Raw genomic sequence first — 21,862 nt, 5'->3', positions numbered from 1 at the left:
CTTTTGTCCGGTGTTACCAGTCCGTTGTGCTCTGCTTGAACAGCTGCTGCACGCCCGCCTCGTCCAGGCCGCAGTCCCAGACGTCGGTCCTGAGCTCGGCGGAGTAGATGGTGTTCTCGTCGGCGGTGAGGGTGAACCGCTCCCCCATGCGGGAGCGGGTATACCGGTTGGGCCCGGTCAGCTTGTAGATGGTGAGGAAGGTCTCCGGCTCCTCCCCCTCCCCGGTCCACAGGGCAAAGGCGGTGGCCTTCTCGCCGATGGTGGAGTACTGGCTGACGGTGATCTTGTTCTCCCACCAGTCGGGAAGGATAAAGTACCAGCCGTCGTCAAAGTTGTGGTAGGTGGTGAACACCGGCGTGCCCGCCCCGTTCATGTCGTACTGGACCCAGGTGTACAGGGTCTCCGCCGTGGTGGCCCCACCGCTGGAGATGAGGGGCACGGGCATGGGGATCTCCAGGAAGTTGTCGTCGTTGATGTCGGTGGGCATGGCGTCGTCCTTGGCGCGGCGGGTGGAGTTGCTCACACCCACGCCGCTGCCCGCCTCGCTGCTCTCCAGGGTGATGTTCTGCAGGGCGCCGTCCCGCCAGGCAAAGATGTCGGTGACCACGCCCTCCCCCTGGTAGGAGGTGATGAACAGCCCCGGGGCGGTGGTGTTGCCCTCGGCGTCCCCCCGGAGGTAGCCGGTCTGGACGCCGTCGGTCACGATGCCCGTGACCCCCTGGGACAGCATAGGGCTGGACCGGAGCACCAGGTCGTTCTCCTCGGCGTCGTAGAACTCCACCCGGCTCTTGCCCTCAATGGTGTCCAGGCGCACCACGGCGATCTCTTTCCGGTTGTCCATGTCCAGGTCCTGGAGCTCAAAGCTGGTGTATCCGGTGCGGAGCATCTCGGTGGCCTGGTAGCGCTCGATGGAGTAGACCGACAGGACATAGGCGTTGCCGCTCACCAGCCAGCTCACCACCAGCTCCTTGCCCTGGCTGCCGCTCAGGTCCTCATAGCTGATGGAGTTGATGGCGGAGCCCTCCCCCTCGATGACGGTGCCCAGCTCGTAGCCGTCGTCGGTGAGGCGGAAGATGTAGATCTTCAGGGGCTTGTCGTCGTTGGCGGCGCTGACCCGGAAAAAGGCCAGGGCCTCCATGACGCCGTCCCCGTCCAGGTCCTGGAGCTGGACGGGCTGGTTGTTGGCGCCCATGATGGGGGCGGCGTACTCGGCGCCGGTACCGGTGGTGACCTCCTCGATCTTCTCCTGGAGGTTCTGGTACTCCTCAGGCAGCTTGGGCAGGGTGAACAGCTCGTCCACCGAGCGGAAGCAGCCGGTGAGGGTGCCCAACAGCAGGGCCGCGGCGACAAACAGCAGGCATGTTTTCTTCATCTCAAAACCCTCCGGGGGCAGAATGTGGCGGTGTTGGGGGCCGGAGGAAGTCCTCCGGCCCGTGCTGCGTATTCAGAGAATATTATATCACATTTCCCTGTTGTTTGGTATGGTAATTTGCAAATTTTATGTCTCCCACGCCCACGGTTGACTTTTCCCCGCCCCGTAGGATACAATGAATCAAAGGAGGCATGCCCTATGACCGATCGAGAACTGGTAGAACTGGCCTTTACCATGCTGGAGCGCTCCTACGTGCCCTACTCCGGCTTTCCCGTGGGCGCGGCGCTGGAGTGTGCCGACGGCACGGTGTTCACCGGCTGCAACGTGGAAAATGCGGCCTACGGCTCCACCATCTGCGCCGAGCGCACCGCCCTTGTGAAGGCGGTGAGCGAGGGCCACCGGGACGACTGGAGGCGCATCGCGGTGGTGGGCAATTCGGCGGACTACTGCTGGCCCTGCGGCTCCTGCCGGCAGATGCTCTATGAGTTTGCCCCCGACCTGACGGTGCTGGTGGCCCGTGGAGACCACGAATTTGTCACCCTGTCCCTGAAGGACCTGCTGCCCTATGGCTTCGGCCCCAAGTCCCTGGACATTGAGAAGTAAAAACAGCGCAGACAGCCCGGCAGACCATCTGGTCCGCCGGGCTGTCTCTGTTTTATTCTGTTTCAGGCCAGCTTTTTCTCCTCTTCCGGCTGATCCGGGGCGGTCTGCTGGGCGGGCGGAGCCAGGGGGAGCACCACGGTCATGCGGGTGCCGATGCCCTCCCGGCTGGTCACCTCGAACCAGCCGCCGTGGCGGTCCACGATCCACTTGGCGATGGCCAGGCCCAGGCCGGTGCCGCCGGTCTGGCGGGCCCGGGACTGGTCGGTGCGGTAGAACCGCTCGAAGATGTGGGGCAGGCTGGCCGCGTCGATGCCCTGGCCCTCGTCCTGGACGGTGAGTCGGGCGGCGCCGTCCCGCTTCTCCACCCCCAGGCGAATCTTGCCGCCGGCAGGGGTATATTTGATGGAGTTGTCCACCAGAATGCGCATGGCCTGCTTGATGAGGCCCACGTCGGCGTTTATGGTCACGCTCTCCTCCCACCGGGCGGAGAACTGGTGGGTCTGATCGATCATCTCGGTCTCCCGCAGCACCTCGGCGGCCACGGCAGTCAGGTCGAAGTTCTCAAACTCCACGTGCATGGACTCGTTGTCCCCCCGGGCCAGGAAGAGCAGCTGCTCCACCAGCTCCTTCATGGAGGCAGCCTCGGCGCTGATGGCGTCGATGGCCTCCTGGCGGGTGGCGGGGTCGTCCTTGCCCCAGCGGTTGAGCATGTTGGCGTACCCCTGGATGACGGCGATGGGGGTGCGCAGCTCATGGCTGGCGTCGGAGACAAAGCGCATCTGGGAGCGGTAGGCCTCGTTGATCCGGTCCAGCATGGCGTTGATGGCCTCGGCCAGGGTCTTCAGCTCCTTCTGCTGGCCGGTCACCGAGATGCGGGTATCCAGGTGGGTGGCGTTGATCTGGTCCAGCTTGCCCGCCAGGGCCTGGAGTTCCTCGGGGGACATGCCGGAGACCGTGTTGAGCCGGGCGGCTGCGGCGGCCAGGTCCTGGATGGGCCGCAGGGTCTTTTTGATGGTCCCGGCGTTTTTGAACAGATTGGAGATCAGACTCAGCAGCTGGAACACCAGCAGCACCCGGGACACCACGGAGAAGAAGGTCATGGGGCTCTGGAGATCCAGGGTGATGGTGTAGGGCTCCTCTCCCGGCATGGCCACAGTGTAGCTGGTGGTGCCGCCGGTGCGGAAGTGAATCAGAAAGAAAAAGTTTATGTCGCCCGGGTTGAAGTACCGCACGCCCTGGGCGGTGTCGTCCGGAGCGGGCAGCCACTCAGGCAGGCGAAAGCCCGCGCCGTCGGCGCTGCCCGCGGTGACAATGTAGTTGCCCGCGTTCATCCACTCGGTGGCCTCCGCCGTGGGCACGCCCCGCTCCTCCACCAGGCCGTTGATGTGGGCGGCCTGCTGTTCCGCCCAGACGAACATGCCCCCGCAGAACAGCAGGGAGATGAGCAGGTTCATGCCCACATAGATGCCCAGCAGGCGGAAGAAGAGCCTGGTGTTGAGCCGCAGGACAATGGAGGACTTTACCTCTCCCGCCGTCCTGTTGACTTGTTTTCGTGCCATACCGCATTCCCCATTCCGCGCAAGCCGTTGCCGTCCCTTACTCGTTCTCCTCCCGGATCACATAGCCCACGCCACGGACGGTGTGGATGAGCTTGATGCCGAAGGCCTCGTCGATCTTGGCCCGGAGGAACCGGATGTACACGTCCACCGCGTTGGTCTCCCCCACGAAGTCAAAGCCCCACACATTGTCCAGCAGGGATTCACGGGAGATGACCTTCTCCTTGTTCTCCAGCAGGTAGCGCAGCAGGTCAAACTCCCGGCGGGTCAGCTCCACCGGGGTGCCCTTGACGGTGACCCCGTGGCGCTCCGGGTCCATGGTCAGGGGTCCGGCGGTGAGCACGGTCCCCTCCTGCCGGGCGGGCCGCTTTCGCAGGGCGGCCCGGATGCGGGCCAGCAGCTCCTCGATCTCAAAGGGCTTGGTGATGTAGTCGTCGGCCCCCGAGTCCAGCCCGGACACCTTGTCCACCACCGCGTCCCGGGCGGTGACCATAATGACGGGCACCTGGCTCTCCCGCCGCAGGCGGCGGAGCACCTCCATGCCCGACATGGACGGGAGCATGATGTCCAGCAGGATCAGGTCAAAGTGACCGCTGAGGGCCTTCTCCAGGCCCTCCCGGCCGTCAAAGGCCTTCTCCACCTCGTAGCCCTCGTAGCGCAGCTCCAGCTCCACCACACGGGCCAGCTTCTCCTCGTCCTCCACCAGCAGAATCCTGTCCGCCATACCCCTTTGCCTCCCAACAGGCGGCCTCTGCGCCGCCCTTACTTCTTTCCGCCGCCGGAGAGCCACCGGTCCAGCTCCTCCAGCTTTTTGTCCACGGCCCCCAGGGCCTTGTCGGCGGCGTCCATGGCCTTGTCGGCCACTTCGGCCTTCTGGGCGGCCTCCGCCGCCTTCTTCACGGCCTTCTCCGCGGCCTGGGCGGCCTTTTCCGCCGCTCTGACCGCCTTCTCGCCGGCGGCCTCGGCCTTTTTGTGCCGCTCCTGACTCTGCGCCTTCTCCTGCCGGTCCGCCTCCCCGGCGCGGGGAGCGGCCTTTTCCTTCTTCCCGTCGGCAAACTCCCGGCGCACCTGGTCCACCATGCCGTCCACCGTGTTGGACACGTTGTCCATCACGCCGTTGACATCGTCCCTGCCCAGGTCCGGCCCGGCAAAGCGGTACCGGCAGCCCAGGAACAATCCGACGATCAGCAGAGGCATGGAGATCCAGAATGCCAGGATGATCAGCAGCGCCAGGATGAGCACCGGCATGGAGGTCATCATCTCCCCCCGGCGCCACACCTCGAACTGGTTCTCCACGGCGTGGCGGAGCAGGTTTTTCCCCGCCTCCCACACCTCGGCGGCACCGTCCCGCCAGTCGCTGCGCTTCTTCCCGCCGCTCTGCCCGCTCTCCGGGCTGAGCACCAGCCGGGCGGCCTCCGCGGCCTTCTCCCCCGGCTTGGTGGTAAAGGTGGCGCCGGCGGTGCGGCTGCGCCCCGTCCGCTCCAGCAGGATGATGGCGTCCAGCAGATTGCCGTCGGTCCGCTCCAGGGCGTCCCGGCACGCCTCATAGGTGGCCCCCGACTTCTCCCGGAGGCGCTCCACCTGTTCCATTGTCACCGCCATGGACGCTCCCCCATTTCCTGTTATCTGGCAACAGTATACCCCCGCAAGGGGGCGGAGACCATTTACCGATCCTTAAAAGTCAATTAAAATGCCGTCTCTCACAGCCGGGCCACGCCGGTGTCCCGGGCGGCCTGGGCCACGGCCTTGGCCACGGCGGGGGTGACTCTGGGGTCAAAGCCCTCGGGCACGATGTGGGTCAGGGACAGGTCGTCCCCCACCAGGTCGGCCAGGGCCCGGGCGGCGGCCAGCTTCATCTCGTCGTTGATGTCCCTGGCCCGCACGTCCAGGGCGCCCCGGAACACGCCGGGGAAGGCCATCATGTTGTTGATCTGGTTGGGGAAGTCGCTCCGGCCAGTGCCCACCACGGCGGCGCCGGCGGCCAGGGCCACGTCGGGCATGATCTCGGGCACCGGGTTGGCCATGGCGAAGAGGATGGGGTCCTTGGCCATGGTGCGCACCATGTCGCCGGTGACCAGGTTGGGGGCGGACACGCCCACGAACAGGTCGGCGCCCACCAGGGCCTCGGCCAGACCGCCCCGGACAGTGGGCTGGCTCATATCGGCCAGCTCGGCCAGATAGGGGTCGTCGGCCAGGTCGGGACGGCCCGGGTACACCACGCCGTGGATGTCGCAGAGGACGGCGTGGCGCAGGCCCATCTTCCACAGCAGCTTGAACACGGCGGTGCCCGCCGCGCCCGCGCCGGAGAACACGGCATGGATGTCCCCAATCTTCTTTCCGGTGAGCTTGAGGGCGTTGGTGAGGGCGGCCGCCACCACGATGGCGGTGCCGTGCTGGTCGTCGTGGAAAATGGGGATGTCGCAGCACTCCTTCAGCCGCTTCTCGATCTCAAAGCACCGGGGGGCCGAGATGTCCTCCAGGTTGACGCCGCCGAAGGAGCCGGCCAGGAGGCGGATGGTGTTGACGATGTCGTCCACATTCTTGCTGCGGATGCACAGGGGGATGGCGTCCACGTTGCCGAAGGCCTTGAGCAGCAGGCACTTGCCCTCCATGACGGGCATGCCGGCCTCGGGGCCGATGTCGCCCAGGCCCAGCACGGCGGTGCCGTCGGTGACCACGGTGACCGTGTTCCACCGGCCGGTGAGCTCAAAGCTCTTCTCCGGGTCCTTGTGGATCTCCAGACAGGGGGCGGCCACGCCGGGGGTGTAGGCCAGGGAGAGGGCCTCCCGGCTGTCCACCGCCACCTTGGGCGTCACGCTCAGCTTGCCTTTCCACTCATAGTGCAGGCGCAGGGACTCTTTTGCATAATCCATAATACATTGGGCCTCTTTTCGCATGATTTTCCGGCGTCGCTCCGCCGTTTTTCCGCTGATCGCGGTTTTCATATTTTGTTATTATACTATGCCCGTCAAAATGGCGCAAGGGCGGCCGTTCCTTTCCACTTTACCTGTACGGAGCGGATGTGGTATAATAGTAGTGTATCGACTTATTTTCCCCCACCTGTTTTCCGGGAGGTGTGCCAACTGTGAACTGGAAAAAGTGCCTGCTCTCTCTGCTGTGCGCCGCCGCCATTGTGCTGGGCATCACCCTGTCCGGCGCCCAGGCGGCTGAGGGCAAGATCACCATTCTGTGCCTCAACGACCAGGTGATCACCCCCATCAGCTCCACCAATATGCCCCTCAAGGTGGGCGGCACCTACTATCTCCCCTATACGGTGTTTGACCCCGCCGTAGTGGACGTGGACCTGGGAGTCAAGTACTCCCTGCGGGACAATGTCCTGACCCTCTATACCAAGCAGGTGCTGCTGAAATACGACCTGAACGCCGGCACCTGTGAGGACCGGGACGGCAACACCGGATACACCCGGGCCGTTGTCCGGGGCAGCATGATCTATGTCTCCATGCCCAGTGTGTGCTCCTATTTCGGCATCCAGTTCTACCAGGAGGCCACCGTCTACGGCCAGGTCATCCGCCTGACCACCTCCAGCGCGGTGCTCTCCGACCGGGCCTTCATGGACTCCGCCCTGTCCACCTCCATTGCCGACGCCTACAAGAAATACTGGCAGGCCCGGGAGAGCCTGGTCCCCTCTCCCTCCCCCTCCCAGTCGGCCTCCCCGTCTCCGTCGGTCCCCGTGGCCTCCCCCTCCCCGTCGCCCACCAGCACCGGCAGTGACGACAGGCGGTATGTGACGGTGGCGCTGGCCTTCCGCCACACCGACGGTACCGGGCTGGCCGATATTCTGGACACCCTGGCCCAAAACAACCTGTCCGCCCTCTTTCTCCTGCCGCCGGACGCCATAGGGGACAACGCCGCCCTCATCCGCCGCATGGTGGGCGCGGGGCACAGCGTGGGGCTGTCGGTGGCCGGGGGCCCTGCCGCCGACGCCGTCCAGCTGCTGTCCGAAGGCAACCGGCTGCTGGAGCTGGCCGCCCACATGAACACCCGCACCGTACTGGTGGAGAACGGGGACGACGACACCATCGAAGCCCTGGAGGCCGACGGCTGGTCGGCCTGGGTGGGCAACGTCTCCCTGCCCGAGTCCTCCTCGGTCTCCTACTGCGCGTCCTCCGTGCTCCGCAGCGTGGACGCCAAGCGCTCCCTGGCCTACATAACTCTGGACGACGACGCCCGCTCGGCCCAGGTGCTGGACATCATCCTGCCCACCCTGCTGGAGGACGGGTATACCTTCCGCCTGGCCGTGGGCCAGGCCCTGGACTGGTGAGGAGGGCTGCTGCATGAGAACGGTTGTGATGAATCACCGTCCCGCCGGGCCGGACGAGGTCCCGGAGGGCCGCCGGGCCAGGCTGCTGCGGCACCTGCTGGGCCGGATGCTGGAGCTGGAGGAGGACGGGCTGCGGGTGCTCGGCCCCTCCGACCCCTTCGCCCTCCGGGCGCCGCTGGTGGCGGTGGACTTCACCGGCCGGGACAACCGTGAGATGGCCCGCCGCCTGGATCAGGAGTATCACATCATGGTGGACTGTACAGACCCGGCTAACCCTCACGGCGGCCTGCTCCGCCTCTGTCCCGCCCCCGGCGTCACCTTTGAGGATGTGGACTATGTCCAGGGCGCGGTGTACCGGCTGCTGCTTGAGCCGCGCTGATTTTCCACCCCGGAGCCAGGCTCCGGGGTGTTTTTTATGTTTTCTTAAGGACCCTGTCCACAATTCCGTGGTACACTGTGGAAAAGGATGTGAGGTTATGGGATATACCGTGTTCCTGGCTGAGGACGACCTGCGCCTGCGTGAGGAGCTCTCGGCACTGCTGGGGCGGTACGGCTACCGCTGCCTGTTCCCGGCGGGATTTGAAGATCTGGCGGAACAGATCCTGTCCAGCGGGGCCCAGCTGGTGCTGCTGGACCTGGGCCTGCCCCGGTACGACGGGTACCACGTCTGCCGGGACCTGCGCGCCCGCAGCGCCCAGCTGCCGATTATGGTGGTCACCAGCCGCTCCGACGAGCTGGACGAGCTGATGAGCATGAACCTGGGTGCCGACGACTTTATCACCAAACCCTTCAACCCCCAGATCCTCCTGGCCCGGATGGCCCGGTTGCTCCAGCGGGCCTATCCCTCCGGCGGCGGGGCGTCGGTGCTGTCGGCGGGAGGTGTGTCCCTGGACCTGGGCAGCGGCACGGTGCGCTTTGGGGAGAAGGAAGCCCGCCTCACCCGCAACGAGGTGCTGCTCCTGCGGCAGCTGCTCCGCCAGCCGGGGCAGATTGTCAGCCGGGACGCCCTGATGAACGCCCTGTGGCAGTCCAACCAGTTTGTGGACGACAACACCCTCACCGTCAACGTGGCCCGGCTGCGCCGCACCCTGGAGGAGCTGGGCCTGAAGGGCGTGCTCATCACCCGCCGGGGCCAGGGATACCAGCTGCTGCTGTCCTGACCGGCTCCATTCCGCTGAAAGGGAGGTCACGCCATGACCCTATCCGCCCTGCTGAAAGAAAAGCTGCCTCATCTGCTGGGGCTTGTGTTTTCCCTGCTCTTCACGGCGGCCCTGCTGTCCCTGCTGCGGGTACCCCCCTCGGCCACCCTTTTCCTCTGTCTGGTGATCGCCCTGTGTGTCCTCCTTCCCCTGGGCGGCGAGATCGCCCGCAAGCTCCGGTTCTATCAGGACATGGCGGGCAGGCTGGACGCCCTGGACGAGAAGTACCTTCTCTCCGAGGTGATGGTGGAGCCCGACTTTCCCGAGGGGGAATTTCTCTTCTCCGCCGCCCGGGCCATGGGCGCCTCCATGGCGGAGAAGGTGGGGGACGCCCGGCGGGACATGGGGGAGTACCGGGAGTACATTGAGACCTGGATTCACGAGGTCAAGACCCCCATTGCCGCCGCCCGGCTGTGCCTGGAGAACCACCCCGGCCCCCTGGCCGACAGCGTGGAGGACTCCCTGTTCCAGATCGAGGGCTATGTGGAACAGGCCCTGTTCTACGCCCGCAGCGGCGCGGTGGACCGGGACTACGCCGTCCGCGCCCTGCCCCTGAATCAGGCTGTCTCCGCTGCCCTGCGGCGGTACGCCCGCCCCCTCATCGAGGCCGGGTTCCGGGTGGAGCTGGGGGAGCTGGACGCGGTGGTCTGCTCCGATGGGAAGTGGGTAGAATTCATCCTGGGCCAGCTCATCTCCAACGCCCTCAAGTACCGCTCCTCCGCGCCCAAGCTCACCTTCTCCCAGGAGGTAAAGCGGGACGGGGTGGTCCTCACCCTCCGGGACAACGGCCCCGGCATCCCGCCGGAGGACCTGCCCCGGGTGTTTGACAAGGGCTTCACCGGCGCCAACGGCCGGAGGCTGTCCACCCGCTCCACCGGCCTGGGGCTGTACCTGTGCAAAAAGCTGTGCGCCCGGCTGGGGCTGGGCCTGTCCCTCTCCTGCCCGCCCGGCGGCGGCACCCTGGCCGCCCTCACCTTCCCCCTGGGCCGCTTCCATCTGGCGGAGGGCCAACCTTACAAAACTGTCACCTCCCCGTAAGGTCCGCCCATGGTCCCGCCGGAGGGATTGGGGTAAACTGGTCCCATAAGGAGGGATTCCGCCATGGAACCGATTCTCACTGTCACCCATCTTCAAAAATATTACGGCGCCCGCAGCTCGGTGACCCGGGCCATCGACGACCTGAGCTTTTCCGTCCAGCCGGGGGAGTTCGTGGGCATCATGGGCGCGTCGGGCAGCGGCAAGACCACCCTGCTCAACTGCATTGCCACCATCGACCGGCCCACCGCCGGACATATCACGGTGGACGGCGCGGACATCACCGCCATGAAGAACAAGGCCCTGTCCAAATTCCGCCGGGAGCGGCTGGGCTTTGTCTTTCAGGACTGCAACCTGCTGGACACCCTCACCGCCTTCGAGAACATCGCCCTGGCCCTCACCATCCTCAAGACTCCGGCAAAGGAGATTGAGCCCCGGGTGAAGGAGACGGCCCGGCTGCTGGAGATTGAGGACTGCCTGTCCCGGTACCCCTACCAGCTCTCGGGCGGCCAGCGGCAGCGGGTGGCGGCGGCCCGGGCCATCATCACCCGTCCGGCCCTGGTGCTGGCCGACGAGCCCACCGGCGCCCTGGACTCCAAGGCCTCCCGGCTGCTGCTGGACCGGTTCGAGGCCCTGAACCGGGAGCGGCAGGCCACCATCCTCATGGTCACCCACGACGCCTTTACCGCCAGCTACTGCCACCGCATTCTCTTCATCAAGGACGGCCGTCCCTTTACCGAGCTCATCCGGGGGGAGGACAGCCGGAAGGACTTCTTCACCCGCATCATCCAGGTTGTGACCCTGCTGGGAGGTGACGACCGGGATGTTCTCTAAGCTGGCCCTGAAGAACGTGACCCGCAGCCTGCGGGACTACTCGGTGTACTTCCTCACCCTCACCTTCGGCGTGTGCATCTTCTACGTGTTCAACTCCATGGACGCCCAGTACGTCATGGAGGCCCTCAAGGGCGGGAACAACATCGCCCGCACTATCATCCAGCTCATCGACGTCATCTCGGTGTTTGTGTCGGTGGTGCTGGCCTTTCTCATTCTCTATGCCAACAGCTTTATGGTCCGCCGCCGGAAGAAGGAGCTGGGCACCTACCTGCTGCTGGGCATGGGTACGGGGGCCATCTCCGGCCTGCTCTTTCTGGAGACCCTGCTCATCGGCCTGCTGTCCCTGGGCGTTGGCCTGGCTCTGGGGGTATTCCTGTCCCAGTTCATCTCGGTGTTCACCGCCAGCCTCTTTGCCATCAGCGTCCCCGAGTTCCACTTCGTCTTCTCTCCCAGAGCCGTAGGCAAGACGGTGCTCTATTTCGGCGTCATCTTCCTGGTGGTCATGTGCTTCAACTCCCTGTCCGTGTCCCGGTGCAAGCTGCTGGACCTGATGCAGGCGGGCAAGCGGAACCAGGAGCTGAAGGTGAAGCACCTGGGGGTGTCGGCAGTCCTCTTTGTGGTGGGCGCTGTGCTGCTGGGCATCGCCTACGCCATGCTCCTCTACCGGGGCATCCTGCGGGTGGACACCCTGTTCTTTGTCATGCTGGCCCTGGGCACGGCGGGCACCCTGCTGTTCTTCCTGTCCCTGTCCGGCTTCCTGCTGCGGGTGTGCCAGGCCAACAAGAAGCTCTACTACAAGGGCCTGAATATGTTCATTCTGCGGCAGTTCAACTCCCGCATCAACAGCACCTATGTGTCCATGACGGTCATCTGTCTCATGCTCCTGCTGGCCATCGGCATCACCGCCTGCTCCATCGGCCTGAACAACACCATCTCCCAGCTCACCAGCACCCAGGCCCCCTATGACGTCTCCCTGTCCGCCAACCGCTATGACGCAGAGACCGGGGAGCCGCTGCCCGTGGACATTCCCGCCTCCCTGAAGGAGGCGGGCTTTGACCCGGCGGTCCAGCTGTCCCAGAGCGCCGAGGTGGAGCTGTGGCAGGGGCAGCTCTACGCGCCCGAGTGGGACGAATATCTGATGGAGCATGTGCTCCCCCTGTCCAGCTACAACGGCCTCCGCTCCCTGGAGGGGCTGGAGCCCATCACGCTGGAGCCCTCCACATACCTCTGGGTGGTGGGGGATGAGGATGAATGGATGACCCGGCTGCTTGCGGACAGTCCCTCTCTGGTGGCCAATCACCACACCCTGACAGCCGGAGCGGACCCCATCTATGCCGTTCTGTCCATCGGCTACTCCGCCGGTGTGGAGAACTATTTCATTGTCCCCGATGCGGTGCTGGAGGGTGCGGGCGACTGGGACACCAGTAAAATGTACCACAACGTCACCTATTACTGCGCCAATTACCGCACCGACGTGCCCAAGGAGGAGACCGAGGCCCTGCTCCAGAGCGTGATCTCCGATTATTACCGCTCCGTGCTGGGGCAGGACGCGGGCAGCACCAGCTTCAACACTAAGCTGAATATCTACATGGAGACCATGGGCACCAAGATTCTGGTCCTTTTCCTGGGCATCTACCTGGGCATCATCTTCCTGCTGACCTCGGCGGCCGTGCTGGCCCTCCAGCAGCTGAGCCAGGCGGCGGACAACCAGGAGCGGTATGCGGTGCTCACCCGTCTGGGCGTGGAGGAAAAGATGCGGGACCGTTCGGTGTACGTCCAGGTGTTTCTGGCCTTCTTCCTGCCCCTGTTCCTGGCGGTCATCCACGCGGTGGTGGGCATGACGGCGGCCAACAAGGCCATCTTGGCGGTTGGCAAGCTGGACGCCGTGGCCTCCAGCGCCGTCACCGCCGCATTTATCCTGGTGGTGTACGGTGCCTACTTCCTGGCCACCTGCTGGGGCAGCCGCCGGATCGTCCGTGGCCGGTGAAGCCAAAAGCGCGGAGAAAATCCGGAAATTTTCATCGTCCTCTTGCAATCCCGGGGCAAATATGCTATGATTAGTGCTACGTTTAGACGGTGCATGGTCAGAGTGCGCCCTTTTGTGAAAATACAGCGCCCCTTCGGGGTCGAAAGGAACGATGAAAGCAATGAGCATTCCCAAGATTATTGTGACGGTTATTCAGCTCCTCTCCGGTCTGTTCCTCATCGCTGTGGTTCTGCTCCAGTCCGGCAAGAGCGCCGGCCTCAGCGGCGCCATCGCCGGCGGCATGGACACCTTCATGGCCAAGAACAAGGCCAAGACCTGGGACGCCAAGCTGGCCAAGTGGACCAAGTGGGTCGCCATCCTGTTCATGGTGCTCACCCTTGTCCTGAGCCTGATCAAGTAAGATTACTGCAAAAGACCGGCGCTGCCTCATAAGGCGGCGCCGGTTTTCTGTTCTTAGCTGCAAAAAAGAGCTGAGGCCCGCGGCCTCAGCTCTTTTTCTCTTTTCTCTGAGCGGTTCCGGCTCACTCCGGCAGGCCGGAGAGCAGCTGCACGTCCCCGTCCTTTCCCGACAGGTCCCCCTCCACGGCGTATGGAATGTTCTGCTCTTTAAGCAGCTCCAGGAACGCCTGGGCTTCCTCGCCGGAGACACACATGGCATCCACACCGGCCACGTCGGGGAAGAGTTTCTCCCATCCCTCCGGCAGCCGGTCGTAGTACACCTTTCCTGCGGGTTGGGGCTGGACGGAGTCTATCCCCGCGCCTTCCATCAGCATCGCCTCGTCGGGCACGGCGCCGTCGGCGCTCTTCTCCGCCGCGCTCTCGCCGGACTGCGCCCCGTCACCGGCCGCGCTCCGGCTCTGTGCGCCCTCTGTTCCAGCCTCTCCGCCGTTCTCCGGCTGGACGGAGTAGACCGCCGCGCTCTGAACCGGCGTGTTCTCCGGCATGCCCGCCGTGTCGCCGTCATGGCCGAAGCGCATGGCCACTGCGCTCATGAACACCACGGCCATCACAGCCGCCATAGCGCCCCAAGTACGCCATGTTTTCCGCCCGGAACGCTTCTTTCGAACCTCGTCCAGGGAGATGGGCGCGTTTTCCGCCCTGATCTGAGCCATGACCCGCTCTTTCAGCTCCGGGGGCGGCGCCTGGTACAGCCCCGGCATGGCGTCGTGGAGCTCCGTCAGGTCGGCGGCCAGCGCCCGGCACTCCGGGCACTGGGCCAGATGCTCCTCCAGCCCGGCCTCCTCTTCCGGGGTCAGCGCCCCGTCCAGCCGGGCGCTGAGCAGCTCCAGCGCCTGATCGCAGGTATACATGGTGGTTCACCTCCCTAACTCGCATACACGAAGCCGCTTTGCTCCGGGGGGCGAATTTCTTTCTTCACGTTATGGACGACGGCGCGCCGGAAAAGTTCCCGTCCTTCACCAAAATTTTGCGCAGAGCCAGTCTGGCCCTGGCGATGCGGGACTTGACCGTCCCTTCCTCCAGCTCCAGCGCCGCGCCGATCTCGGCGTAGCTCATGCCGTTGATCTCCCGCATGACCAGCACCTGCCGGTGCTCCTCGGAGAGGGACATGAGCCCCCGTCGGATATCTTCCCGCAGCTCCCGCCGCTCCAGCTCCCCCTGGGGGGACTGTCGGTGGTCGGGCAGCTCGGCCTGGCGGCCCTCCTCCTCGTCGTCCAGGGACACGGTCATGGAGATGTCCCTGCGCCGCTTCTCCCGGCGGAGAAAGTCGATGCAGGCGTTGGAGGCCAGGCGGTAGAGCCAGGTGGAGAAGGAGCTGTCCCCCTGGAACTTGTCCAGCCCCCGCCAGGCATTGAGAAAGGCCTCCTGGGACAGGTCCAGCGCGTCCTCAGGAGAGCCCGTCATCCGCAGGGTCAGGTTGTAGATGCGGCCCTGGTTGGCCTCCACCAGGACCCCAAAGGCCTCCTGGTCTCCCTTCTTGGCCCGGGCCACCAGCTCCCGCTCGTTTTCCACTCCCTCTCACCTGCCTTTTTCTAATTCCGTTTTGTTATTTCAGGTCCCGTTTAATACCCGCTGTAATGTGATAGATGTCCTCCAGGGTATTGATGTGGCTGATCTGCTCCTTGTAGTACCCGGCGAAGGCCACGCCCTTCAGATACCAGGCGTACTGCTTTCTGGCCTCCAGGCAGGCGATGTGCTCCCCCTTGTGGGCGGCGGCCAGCTCAAACTGCCGCACCGCCGTGTCCACCCGCTCCGCCAGGGGCGGCAGGGGCGGGATCTCCTCCCCCTCCAGAGCGGCTTTGGCCTGCTGAAACACCCAGGGGTTTCCGAAGCAGCCCCGGCCGATCATGGCCATGTCCGCGCCGGTGTACCGCAGGATGCGCACCGCGGCCTGGGCGTCGAACACGTCGCCGTTGGCGATGACCGGGATGGACACCGCCTGCTTTACCTCCCGGATATAGTCCCAGTTGGCGGTGCCGGCGTACATCTGGGTGCGGGTGCGGCCGTGGACCGCCACAGCGGACACGCCGGCGGCCTCCATGGCCTTTGCAAACTCCACGCAGTTGATGGAGCCCTTGTCCCAGCCCAGGCGGAACTTGACGGTGACTGGCCGGTCGCCCGCCCCGCGCACCACCGCCTCGGCCACCCGGACCGCCTTGTCCACATCCCGCATCAGGCCGGAGCCGTCGCCCGAGTTGGCCACCTTGGGCACGGGGCAGCCCATGTTGACGTCGATGATGTCCGCGCCGGACACCTCCCCGGCGATGGCGGCGGCCTCCTCCATGCACTTCTCGTCGCTGCCGAAGATCTGGGCGGCGGCGGGGTGCTCCCCATCCCCCAGCTCCAGCAGAGGGACGGACTTCCTGTCCTGGTAGCACAGGGCCTTGGCGCTGACCATCTCGGTGACGGTGTACCCGGCGCCCAGCTCCCGGCAGATGGTGCGGAAGGCCAGATCGGTGACGCCGGCCATGGGCGCCAGGCACAATTTTGAATTTATTGTAACATTTTTAATTTTCACTGCAAACCTCAGTTGACAAAAGGATTACCGCCATTGTATCATAAAGCCACCCCGGCGACAAGCGGCAAGGTATCCCTGGCCGGGCGACGAATTTTGAAAGTAAAGGAGCGATATCCCATGGGCAAGTACGTCTGCGATATCTGCGGTTATATCTACGATCCCGAGGTCGGCGATCCCGACAACGGCGTGGCCCCCGGCACCGCCTGGGAGGATGTGCCCGAGGATTGGGTCTGCCCCCTGTGCCAGGTGGGTAAGGACAGCTTTTCTCCCATGTAATGTTCCGCGCATAAACAGCGCGCCCCGCAGAGCGGGGCGCGCTGTTTTCCTGTTTATTGCCTTTTCCACTTTCCTTTTGGGAAAAACCATGCTACAATACCTTCGACCGGTTCCCAAAACCCGGTCCAACCGGAACAGAGATAGCCGTCCGGGGGCGTATGCGCCATGCCTCCGGGGTAGGGACCTGTTCCACTGTGCGCGGCGCGCGCATTCTAAAGATAAAATTGGAGGTATTGTTTTCTATGATCGTTTCCAACCGCAAATTCACCGTCAGGGAGCTGACCCTGGCCGCTGTGGTGGCGGCCGTGTACTTCGTGCTGTGCTACTTCGGCAACATCTTTCAGCTCACCTTCGGGCCCGTCCAGGTGCGGCTGGGGGAGGCGCTCACCGTGCTGCCCTTCCTCTTCCCCGCCACTGCGCCCGGGGTTGCGCTGGGCTGTCTGCTGACCAACGTCCTCTCCCCCTACGGCCCCATCGACATGATCGTGGGCACGCTGGCCACCGCCATTGCCGCCTGGCTGACCATGAAGATGCCCCGGTGGTACCTGGCCGCCCTGCCCCCCATCGTGATGAACGCCCTGCTGCTGCCCCCCATGTGGGCCTGGGCGGAGGCGGGCGCTGTCAACGGCGCCTTCTGGGCCTCCTACTGGTTCAACATGTGGACCTTTGTGGTGGGCGAGGCCGTGGCCTGCTATGTGCTGGGCACCGTGCTGCTGAAGGCCCTGCCCAAGGTCAAGTTCTTCCGTCCCATGATCCCCGCCGCACATATGGCACACCTGTAAACCGCGGGCGGTCCTCCGCCCGCACGAGCTGGAGGTTTTCGCTATGAAGGTCCGTAAAGCTGTCATTCCCGCCGCCGGCCTGGGCACCCGCATGCTCCCCGCCACCAAAACGGTGCCCAAGGAGATGCTGCCCATGGTGGACAAGCCGGTGATCCAGTACATCATTGAGGAGGCCGTGGCCGCCGGTATTGAGGACATCCTGATCGTCACCAACCGGGCCAAGTCGGCCATGGACGACTACTTCGACTACTACCCCGAGCTGGAGACCCGGCTGAACCAGGCCGGCAAGGAGAAGGAGCTGGCGGAGGTGCGGCGGGCCGCCGACCTGGCCAACATCTTCTACGTCCGGCAGAAGGAGACCAAGGGTCTGGGACACGCCATCTCCCGGGCCCGCCGCTTTGTGGGGGACGAGCCCTTTGCCGTGCTCCTGGGCGATGACATCATGCGGGCCCGCAAGCCGGTGATGAAGCAGCTCATTGAGGCGGCGGAGAAGTACAACGCCTCCTGCGTGGGCGTGCAGAAGGTGGCCACCGAGGCCATCAGCAAGTACTCCTCGGTGAAGATCCAGCCCCTGGAGGACCGGATCTTCTCCGTATCCGACATGAACGAGAAGCCCGCGCCCACGGAGATGTTCTCCAACTACGCCATCCTGGGCCGGTACGTCCTCACCCCCGACATCTTCGACATTCTGGAGCACCAGGCCCCGGGCTACGGCGGCGAGATCCAGCTGACCGACGGCCTGCGCACCCTGTGCCGCCAGAGCCGGATGGTGGCGGTGGACTTTGAGGGCCGCCGTTACGACACGGGCAACCTGAAGGGCTTCCTGGAGGCCACCATCGACTTCGCTCTGGACCACCCTGAGACCGGCGCATGGCTCAGGGGCTTCATCAAGGAGAAGGCGGAGCTGCTCTGAAGCTGATTTTATAAGAAATCCGCCCCTGCCGCTTGGCAGGGGCGGATTTTTGCTGTTTCGGGTTTAGTCGTGGTCCACTTCCCAGTCCAGGATGACGCCGGTGACGGCGTTGATGTCGCACTCGTACTCGGTGCGGCCGTCCCGCAGTTCCAGCTCATAGACCCAGCGGCCGTCGTCCTTGTCCAGCTCGCACTTGACCACCGTGGCGGTGGAGGGGGCCTTGGCCTTGGCGATGGCCTTGGCCTCCTCGGCGGTGATCACGTCGGGATTGGCGCTGCTGCCCGTGCTGCCGGTGGCGGTTCCGCTGTTGTGGGCGCCGCCCAGATAGTAGTCGTCCAGCTCCCAGTCACGGCTGAGGATGGAGCCGGTGAGGGCGTCGATGTCATAGTCATACTCCTTGCTGCCGCTGTAGAACTCCACCTCGTACTCCACCCGGCCGTCGTCCCGGTCCAGCTTGGCCTTGAGGAACACGGCGTCGGCGGCGTTGACGCCCGCGTCAGCCAGGGCGATACTCTTGGCCTTGTCCGCACCGATGTAGCTGCCGGAGTTGGGGTCGGAGGCGGCCACCCGGTCAGCGGTGGTGAGGACGGCGGTGTAGGTGGCGGAGTCGTACTCCACCTGAAGGCCGGCGGCCTCACAGATGGCCCGGACGGGGGCGTAGGTGGTACCGTTATAGGAGAAGAGGTCCACAGCCTTACCGTTGGCGTCCTTGGGGGAGAAGACCGCGCCGTTGATGGTCACGCGGATGTTGTCGTCCACGGTGATGTTGCGGCTGGCGGCAAAGGCGGACACGCCCAGGCCCAGCACGAGAGCGGTGGTGAGGATACCGGCGCCGAAACCACTGAAGAAATTCTTTTTCATACTCGATACTTCCTTTCTTTACCCGTTTGAGAATTTGTTATGGTGTGTGGGCGGAGCGCCCTCCCCCGGGAGAGGTCCGCCCCTTGTGTGCCCTTCTGCACCATTAACGGACGGGGCGGAGGTTTTATTGCACGGCGGCAAAAATTTTTTCAAAAAATTTTTCCCGGCAAAAAACCGGGCCGGGGAAGCTCCCCGGCCCGGTGTCCTGAATCGCTCTGCTGACGCTGCGGTCTCTCCGCGTGTTATTCTGAAATACAGGCCTGAAAAACCGCCAGAAGCTCCTCCCCGCCAGAGAGAATCCGGTAACGTGCCCCGTTGGGCTTATAGAGATATCCCCTCTGGTCAAAGGTAAGCTTGCCGTATTCCTCCCTGTTTGCCGCGTCGTCCCGGAAGAGCAGCAGCTCATAGTTGGGCACGGGAATCCACCCGGCAAAGTGGGAAAAATCAGGGCTGTACCAGACCACCATGCCCTCCAGCGCGGCGCGCGCCCTGTCCGCCTGCTCCTCCGTCAGATCAGCATCCTGAAATCGGTTGTCGGCGTCCTCTGATGTGTACAAGAGCCCCATATGGTTGACCTCATCCAGGGGACCGGACAGCAGCAGGGACACGGGGCGGGGCAGAAACAGGAAGAGAAGCACCACGACTGCGGCCCCTATGACGCAGTTACGGATAAGTCGTTTTGTTTTCATGGCTTCATACCAATACATTCATACTAGATTCATTGTCTTGGGGTACCAGTACAGTATACGATTCAAGCACAATACTTCCGCTTTCATCAAAGTCTTCAAGTTGTCTAAGGCAAGATTCTTCTATATACCCATATCCCTTTTCCTGCAAATCCAGCGACGTAACGAAATCCTTTGCGGCTTCAATATTACTCTCGTCCGGCACACTGCAAGGTGCGATTCCAGCCGCGCTTCCCCCTTGTTCCTGCCCATCATCAAATTGTATCGTGTATTCTGTGTAAAGTGCAGGGTTATACTGAGCTGTTTGGTCTTCTGGACCGTTCAAATTTGGGCGTTCCGCCGCTGCCGATGCACCGCTTACCATGAGGCTGGAGAGCATTACAATTGCAAGAATAAAATTGGTAGCTTTTCGTGTAGTGCATTTCATTTTTTCCTCCTTTACCGCATGTCATCTTCTCGCCTTAAGTAAGCAAATGCTATTTTATAGCATCATCATTGCTATCACCTCCTAAATGGATAATATAATAATATTATTTGTTTTAATTTTACCATATTCACTGTTTATTTCTCAAAAATTTTAATTTTATATTTTAATAAATTTTAGACTTTTCCCATTGACAATTATTGAATTTCTTATATAATAGTATAGCTTGTTTGTATTCAATACAGACAACTCATCCTTGCCCTCATCCGAGATATGAGGGCCATACGTCCATAAGGAGGTGCACAAAACATGGCAAAGCTCAGCGCGAACTACGAGGCCGTCTACATTCTGGACGCCGATCTGGGCGAGGAGGCTACCGCCGCCCTCGTGGCCAAGTTCAAGAACCTGGTGGAGTCCAACGGCACTCTGACCGAGGTCGACGAGTGGGGCAAGCGCCGTCTGGCCTATCCCATCAACGACAAGAACGACGGCTACTACGTCCTCATGACCTTTACTTCCGCCCCCAGCTTCCCCCTGGAGCTGGATCGTATCTTCCGCATTACCGACGGCGTTGTCCGCTCCCTGATCGTCTGCAAGGACGAGTAAGGAGGAAGATATGCTTAACCGCATTATTCTCATGGGCCGTCTGACCCGTGATCCCGAGCTGCGGCACACCCAGACGGGGACCCCTGTGGCCTCCTTCTCCCTGGCCGTGGACCGGGACTTCAAGGACAAGCAGACCGGCGAGAAGGCCACCGATTTCATCGACGTCGTGGCCTGGCGGCAGACGGCCGAGTTCGTCTCCCGCTTCTTCACCAAGGGCCGCATGGCCGTGGTGGAGGGCCGGCTGCAGATCCGCGACTGGACCGACAAGGAGGGCGGCAAGCGCCGCTCCGCCGAGGTGGTCGCGGACAATGTCTACTTCGGCGACTCCAAGCGGGACGCTGAGGCCGGCGGCTATTCCGCCCCCGCCTACGGCGCGCCCGGCGGCTATGCGCCGCCTCCCGCCCCCGCCCCGTCCACGGGCTACGCCGCGCCCGCCGGCCCTGCCGGCAACGAGTTCGGCGACCTGGCCGACGACGACGGCGAGCTGCCCTTCTAAAGGGGCAGCCCACACACAACATTCCGGGCCGCATCCGCGTGCCCTATGACATCAAGGGGTCATCGCCCCACGAAACGGAGGTTTTGCTACCATGGCTATGGATAGAGAGCGTCCCCGCGGCCGGAAGCGCCGCAAGGTTTGCACCTTCTGTGTGGACAAGGTCGAGCACATCGATTACAAGGACGCGGTGAAGCTGCGCCGCTTCCTCTCTGAGCGTTCCAAGATCCTGCCCCGCCGTACCACCGGCACCTGTGCCATGCATCAGCGTCAGCTGACCGAGGCCATCAAGCGGGCCCGTCAGATCGCTCTGCTGCCCTACGTGACCGACTAATTCCGTCACACCGGCGGGACGCATTCCGAATGGAATGCGTCCCGCTTTCTTTTTTCCGCCCCGGTCGTGTTTCCACATTTTCCGCCCCTCCGGTGGAAACCCGCCCCGCTCCGCTCTTGCGGCAGATGGCCCGGGGCGGTATAATATGGCCTGTCAGATCAACCGAAAGGGAGTTTGTTTCATGGTTACACTTGCGCAGCGCATTGAGGAGCTCCGCACCGCCAAGGGCCTGAGCCGCCCGGCAGCGGCCGCCGCTCTGGGCTTCCCCAAGGGCGCCTTTGAGAAATTTGAGACCGGCCGCCAGACCCCCACCAAGGAGCAGCAGGAGAAGATGGCCAATTACTTCGGTGTGTCCCTGTTCTACCTGCGGGGCGAGAGCAGCGATCCCACCCGCCAGGAGGACTGGATGAGCGGCGCCGTGCCCCAGGACGAGCCGGTCCACGTCCCCACCCCTGCCCCCCGGAAAGCCCAGCCCTCCGCCCAGCCCCAGGGCACGGTGATGGACTCGGTGCTCTCCAGCAAGCAGGTCCAGGACCTGCTCCGCTCCATCGTGCTGGACACCCTCCGGTCCCCCGAGGGCCAGGAGCTCATCGCCAAGGCGGTCCACCGGGAGCTGCTGAAGCAGAAGTAACACGCTCAGGA

The 21,862-nt window shown here is 63.7% G+C and carries 26 protein-coding genes; 15 read left to right on the top strand and 11 right to left on the bottom strand.

The features are described 5' to 3' along the window. Positions 1-13 precede the first annotated feature (13 nt). A complete protein-coding gene (locus WMO64_RS04725; RefSeq protein WP_349231176.1) occupies positions 14-1,372 on the bottom strand; it encodes a hypothetical protein in 1,359 nt (452 codons plus the stop codon). Positions 1,373-1,570: 198 nt separating this feature from the next. Here WMO64_RS04725 and cdd point away from each other — a divergent pair, with 198 nt between their 5' ends. After that, positions 1,571-1,975: a cytidine deaminase gene (gene cdd, locus WMO64_RS04720; RefSeq protein WP_294516598.1), complete on the top strand. Its 405-nt coding sequence runs from the start codon at positions 1,571-1,573 to the stop codon at positions 1,973-1,975. A gap of 62 nt (positions 1,976-2,037) precedes the next feature. On the opposite strand, the gene WMO64_RS04715 is transcribed toward cdd, so the two are convergent. The 4 genes from WMO64_RS04715 to WMO64_RS04700 all read right to left on the bottom strand — a co-directional run bounded on the left by WMO64_RS04715 (position 2,038) and on the right by WMO64_RS04700 (position 6,404). After that, a complete protein-coding gene (locus WMO64_RS04715) occupies positions 2,038-3,534 on the bottom strand; it encodes a sensor histidine kinase (protein WP_349231175.1) in 1,497 nt (498 codons plus the stop codon). 37 nt (positions 3,535-3,571) lie between these two features. Continuing rightward, the gene (locus WMO64_RS04710; RefSeq protein ID WP_294516602.1) at positions 3,572-4,255 is read right to left on the bottom strand and encodes a response regulator transcription factor; all 684 of its coding nucleotides are present in this window, start codon (positions 4,253-4,255) and stop codon (positions 3,572-3,574) included. 38 nt (positions 4,256-4,293) lie between these two features. Then, positions 4,294-5,133: a UBA domain-containing protein gene (locus tag WMO64_RS04705; protein WP_349231174.1), complete on the bottom strand. Its 840-nt coding sequence runs from the start codon at positions 5,131-5,133 to the stop codon at positions 4,294-4,296. Positions 5,134-5,231: 98 nt separating this feature from the next. Further along, positions 5,232-6,404 (bottom strand): NAD(P)-dependent malic enzyme, encoded by a 1,173-nt coding sequence (locus WMO64_RS04700; protein ID WP_349231173.1) that lies wholly within the window; start codon positions 6,402-6,404, stop codon positions 5,232-5,234. 212 nt (positions 6,405-6,616) lie between these two features. On the opposite strand from WMO64_RS04700, the gene WMO64_RS04695 reads away from it, so the two are divergent. The 7 genes from WMO64_RS04695 to secG all read left to right on the top strand — a co-directional run bounded on the left by WMO64_RS04695 (position 6,617) and on the right by secG (position 13,268). Next, complete coding sequence (locus WMO64_RS04695; protein ID WP_349231172.1) at positions 6,617-7,813, top strand: hypothetical protein; 1,197 nt, start codon at positions 6,617-6,619, stop codon at positions 7,811-7,813. Between the two features lie 13 nt (positions 7,814-7,826). Beyond that, entirely contained in the window at positions 7,827-8,192 is a 366-nt protein-coding gene (locus WMO64_RS04690; RefSeq protein WP_349231171.1) for a hypothetical protein, read from the top strand. Positions 8,193-8,289: 97 nt separating this feature from the next. Then, positions 8,290-8,973: a response regulator transcription factor gene (locus tag WMO64_RS04685; protein ID WP_349231170.1), complete on the top strand. Its 684-nt coding sequence runs from the start codon at positions 8,290-8,292 to the stop codon at positions 8,971-8,973. Between the two features lie 33 nt (positions 8,974-9,006). Beyond that, positions 9,007-10,050, top strand: a complete 1,044-nt coding sequence (locus WMO64_RS04680; RefSeq protein WP_294516615.1) for a sensor histidine kinase — start codon at positions 9,007-9,009, stop codon at positions 10,048-10,050. A 63-nt stretch (positions 10,051-10,113) separates the two neighbouring features. Continuing rightward, positions 10,114-10,881, top strand: a complete 768-nt coding sequence (locus WMO64_RS04675) for an ABC transporter ATP-binding protein (protein ID WP_294516617.1) — start codon at positions 10,114-10,116, stop codon at positions 10,879-10,881. Further along, entirely contained in the window at positions 10,871-12,868 is a 1,998-nt protein-coding gene (locus WMO64_RS04670; RefSeq protein WP_349231169.1) for an FtsX-like permease family protein, read from the top strand. The genes WMO64_RS04675 and WMO64_RS04670 overlap by 11 nt, the downstream gene beginning before the upstream one ends. 160 nt (positions 12,869-13,028) lie before the next feature. After that, positions 13,029-13,268 (top strand): preprotein translocase subunit SecG, encoded by a 240-nt coding sequence (gene secG / locus WMO64_RS04665; protein ID WP_353963958.1) that lies wholly within the window; start codon positions 13,029-13,031, stop codon positions 13,266-13,268. 121 nt (positions 13,269-13,389) lie between these two features. On the opposite strand, the gene WMO64_RS04660 is transcribed toward secG, so the two are convergent. The 3 genes from WMO64_RS04660 to dusB form a co-directional block, all read right to left on the bottom strand. Next, positions 13,390-14,178 (bottom strand): anti-sigma factor, encoded by a 789-nt coding sequence (locus WMO64_RS04660; RefSeq protein WP_349231168.1) that lies wholly within the window; start codon positions 14,176-14,178, stop codon positions 13,390-13,392. Between the two features lie 64 nt (positions 14,179-14,242). Further along, a complete protein-coding gene (locus tag WMO64_RS04655; protein WP_349231167.1) occupies positions 14,243-14,839 on the bottom strand; it encodes an RNA polymerase sigma factor in 597 nt (198 codons plus the stop codon). Between the two features lie 34 nt (positions 14,840-14,873). Then, a complete protein-coding gene (gene dusB / locus WMO64_RS04650) occupies positions 14,874-15,845 on the bottom strand; it encodes a tRNA dihydrouridine synthase DusB (RefSeq protein ID WP_294516629.1) in 972 nt (323 codons plus the stop codon). Between the two features lie 117 nt (positions 15,846-15,962). On the opposite strand from dusB, the gene rd reads away from it, so the two are divergent. The 3 genes from rd (at position 15,963) to galU (ending at position 17,816) form a co-directional block, all read left to right on the top strand. Beyond that, positions 15,963-16,121 (top strand): rubredoxin, encoded by a 159-nt coding sequence (gene rd / locus WMO64_RS04645; protein ID WP_294516632.1) that lies wholly within the window; start codon positions 15,963-15,965, stop codon positions 16,119-16,121. Between the two features lie 242 nt (positions 16,122-16,363). Further along, positions 16,364-16,903, top strand: a complete 540-nt coding sequence (locus tag WMO64_RS04640) for a QueT transporter family protein (RefSeq protein ID WP_294516634.1) — start codon at positions 16,364-16,366, stop codon at positions 16,901-16,903. A 43-nt stretch (positions 16,904-16,946) separates the two neighbouring features. Continuing rightward, complete coding sequence (galU, locus tag WMO64_RS04635; protein ID WP_294516636.1) at positions 16,947-17,816, top strand: UTP--glucose-1-phosphate uridylyltransferase GalU; 870 nt, start codon at positions 16,947-16,949, stop codon at positions 17,814-17,816. Positions 17,817-17,879: 63 nt separating this feature from the next. On the opposite strand, the gene WMO64_RS04630 is transcribed toward galU, so the two are convergent. The 3 genes from WMO64_RS04630 to WMO64_RS04620 form a co-directional block, all read right to left on the bottom strand. Then, positions 17,880-18,677: a PepSY domain-containing protein gene (locus WMO64_RS04630; RefSeq protein ID WP_349231166.1), complete on the bottom strand. Its 798-nt coding sequence runs from the start codon at positions 18,675-18,677 to the stop codon at positions 17,880-17,882. Between the two features lie 242 nt (positions 18,678-18,919). Next, positions 18,920-19,366, bottom strand: coding sequence for a hypothetical protein (locus WMO64_RS04625; protein WP_349231165.1), 447 nt, complete (start codon positions 19,364-19,366; stop codon positions 18,920-18,922). A gap of 4 nt (positions 19,367-19,370) precedes the next feature. Beyond that, on the bottom strand, positions 19,371-19,790 hold the full coding sequence (locus WMO64_RS04620) for a hypothetical protein (RefSeq protein ID WP_294516643.1): 420 nt from the start codon (positions 19,788-19,790) through the stop codon (positions 19,371-19,373). A 306-nt stretch (positions 19,791-20,096) separates the two neighbouring features. Here WMO64_RS04620 and rpsF point away from each other — a divergent pair, with 306 nt between their 5' ends. The 4 genes from rpsF to WMO64_RS04600 all read left to right on the top strand — a co-directional run bounded on the left by rpsF (position 20,097) and on the right by WMO64_RS04600 (position 21,851). Further along, the gene (rpsF, locus tag WMO64_RS04615; RefSeq protein ID WP_294516645.1) at positions 20,097-20,393 is read left to right on the top strand and encodes a 30S ribosomal protein S6; all 297 of its coding nucleotides are present in this window, start codon (positions 20,097-20,099) and stop codon (positions 20,391-20,393) included. A 10-nt stretch (positions 20,394-20,403) separates the two neighbouring features. Next, on the top strand, positions 20,404-20,889 hold the full coding sequence (locus WMO64_RS04610; protein WP_294516647.1) for a single-stranded DNA-binding protein: 486 nt from the start codon (positions 20,404-20,406) through the stop codon (positions 20,887-20,889). Positions 20,890-20,980: 91 nt separating this feature from the next. After that, positions 20,981-21,220, top strand: a complete 240-nt coding sequence (gene rpsR, locus WMO64_RS04605; RefSeq protein ID WP_006572919.1) for a 30S ribosomal protein S18 — start codon at positions 20,981-20,983, stop codon at positions 21,218-21,220. 181 nt (positions 21,221-21,401) lie between these two features. Further along, on the top strand, positions 21,402-21,851 hold the full coding sequence (locus tag WMO64_RS04600; RefSeq protein WP_294516652.1) for a helix-turn-helix domain-containing protein: 450 nt from the start codon (positions 21,402-21,404) through the stop codon (positions 21,849-21,851). Positions 21,852-21,862 lie beyond the last annotated feature (11 nt).

The organism is Pseudoflavonifractor intestinihominis, assembly GCF_040096055.1.
GTDB lineage: Bacteria > Bacillota > Clostridia > Oscillospirales > Oscillospiraceae > Pseudoflavonifractor > Pseudoflavonifractor intestinihominis.
This window is presented reverse-complemented; position numbering and strand designations above follow the sequence as displayed.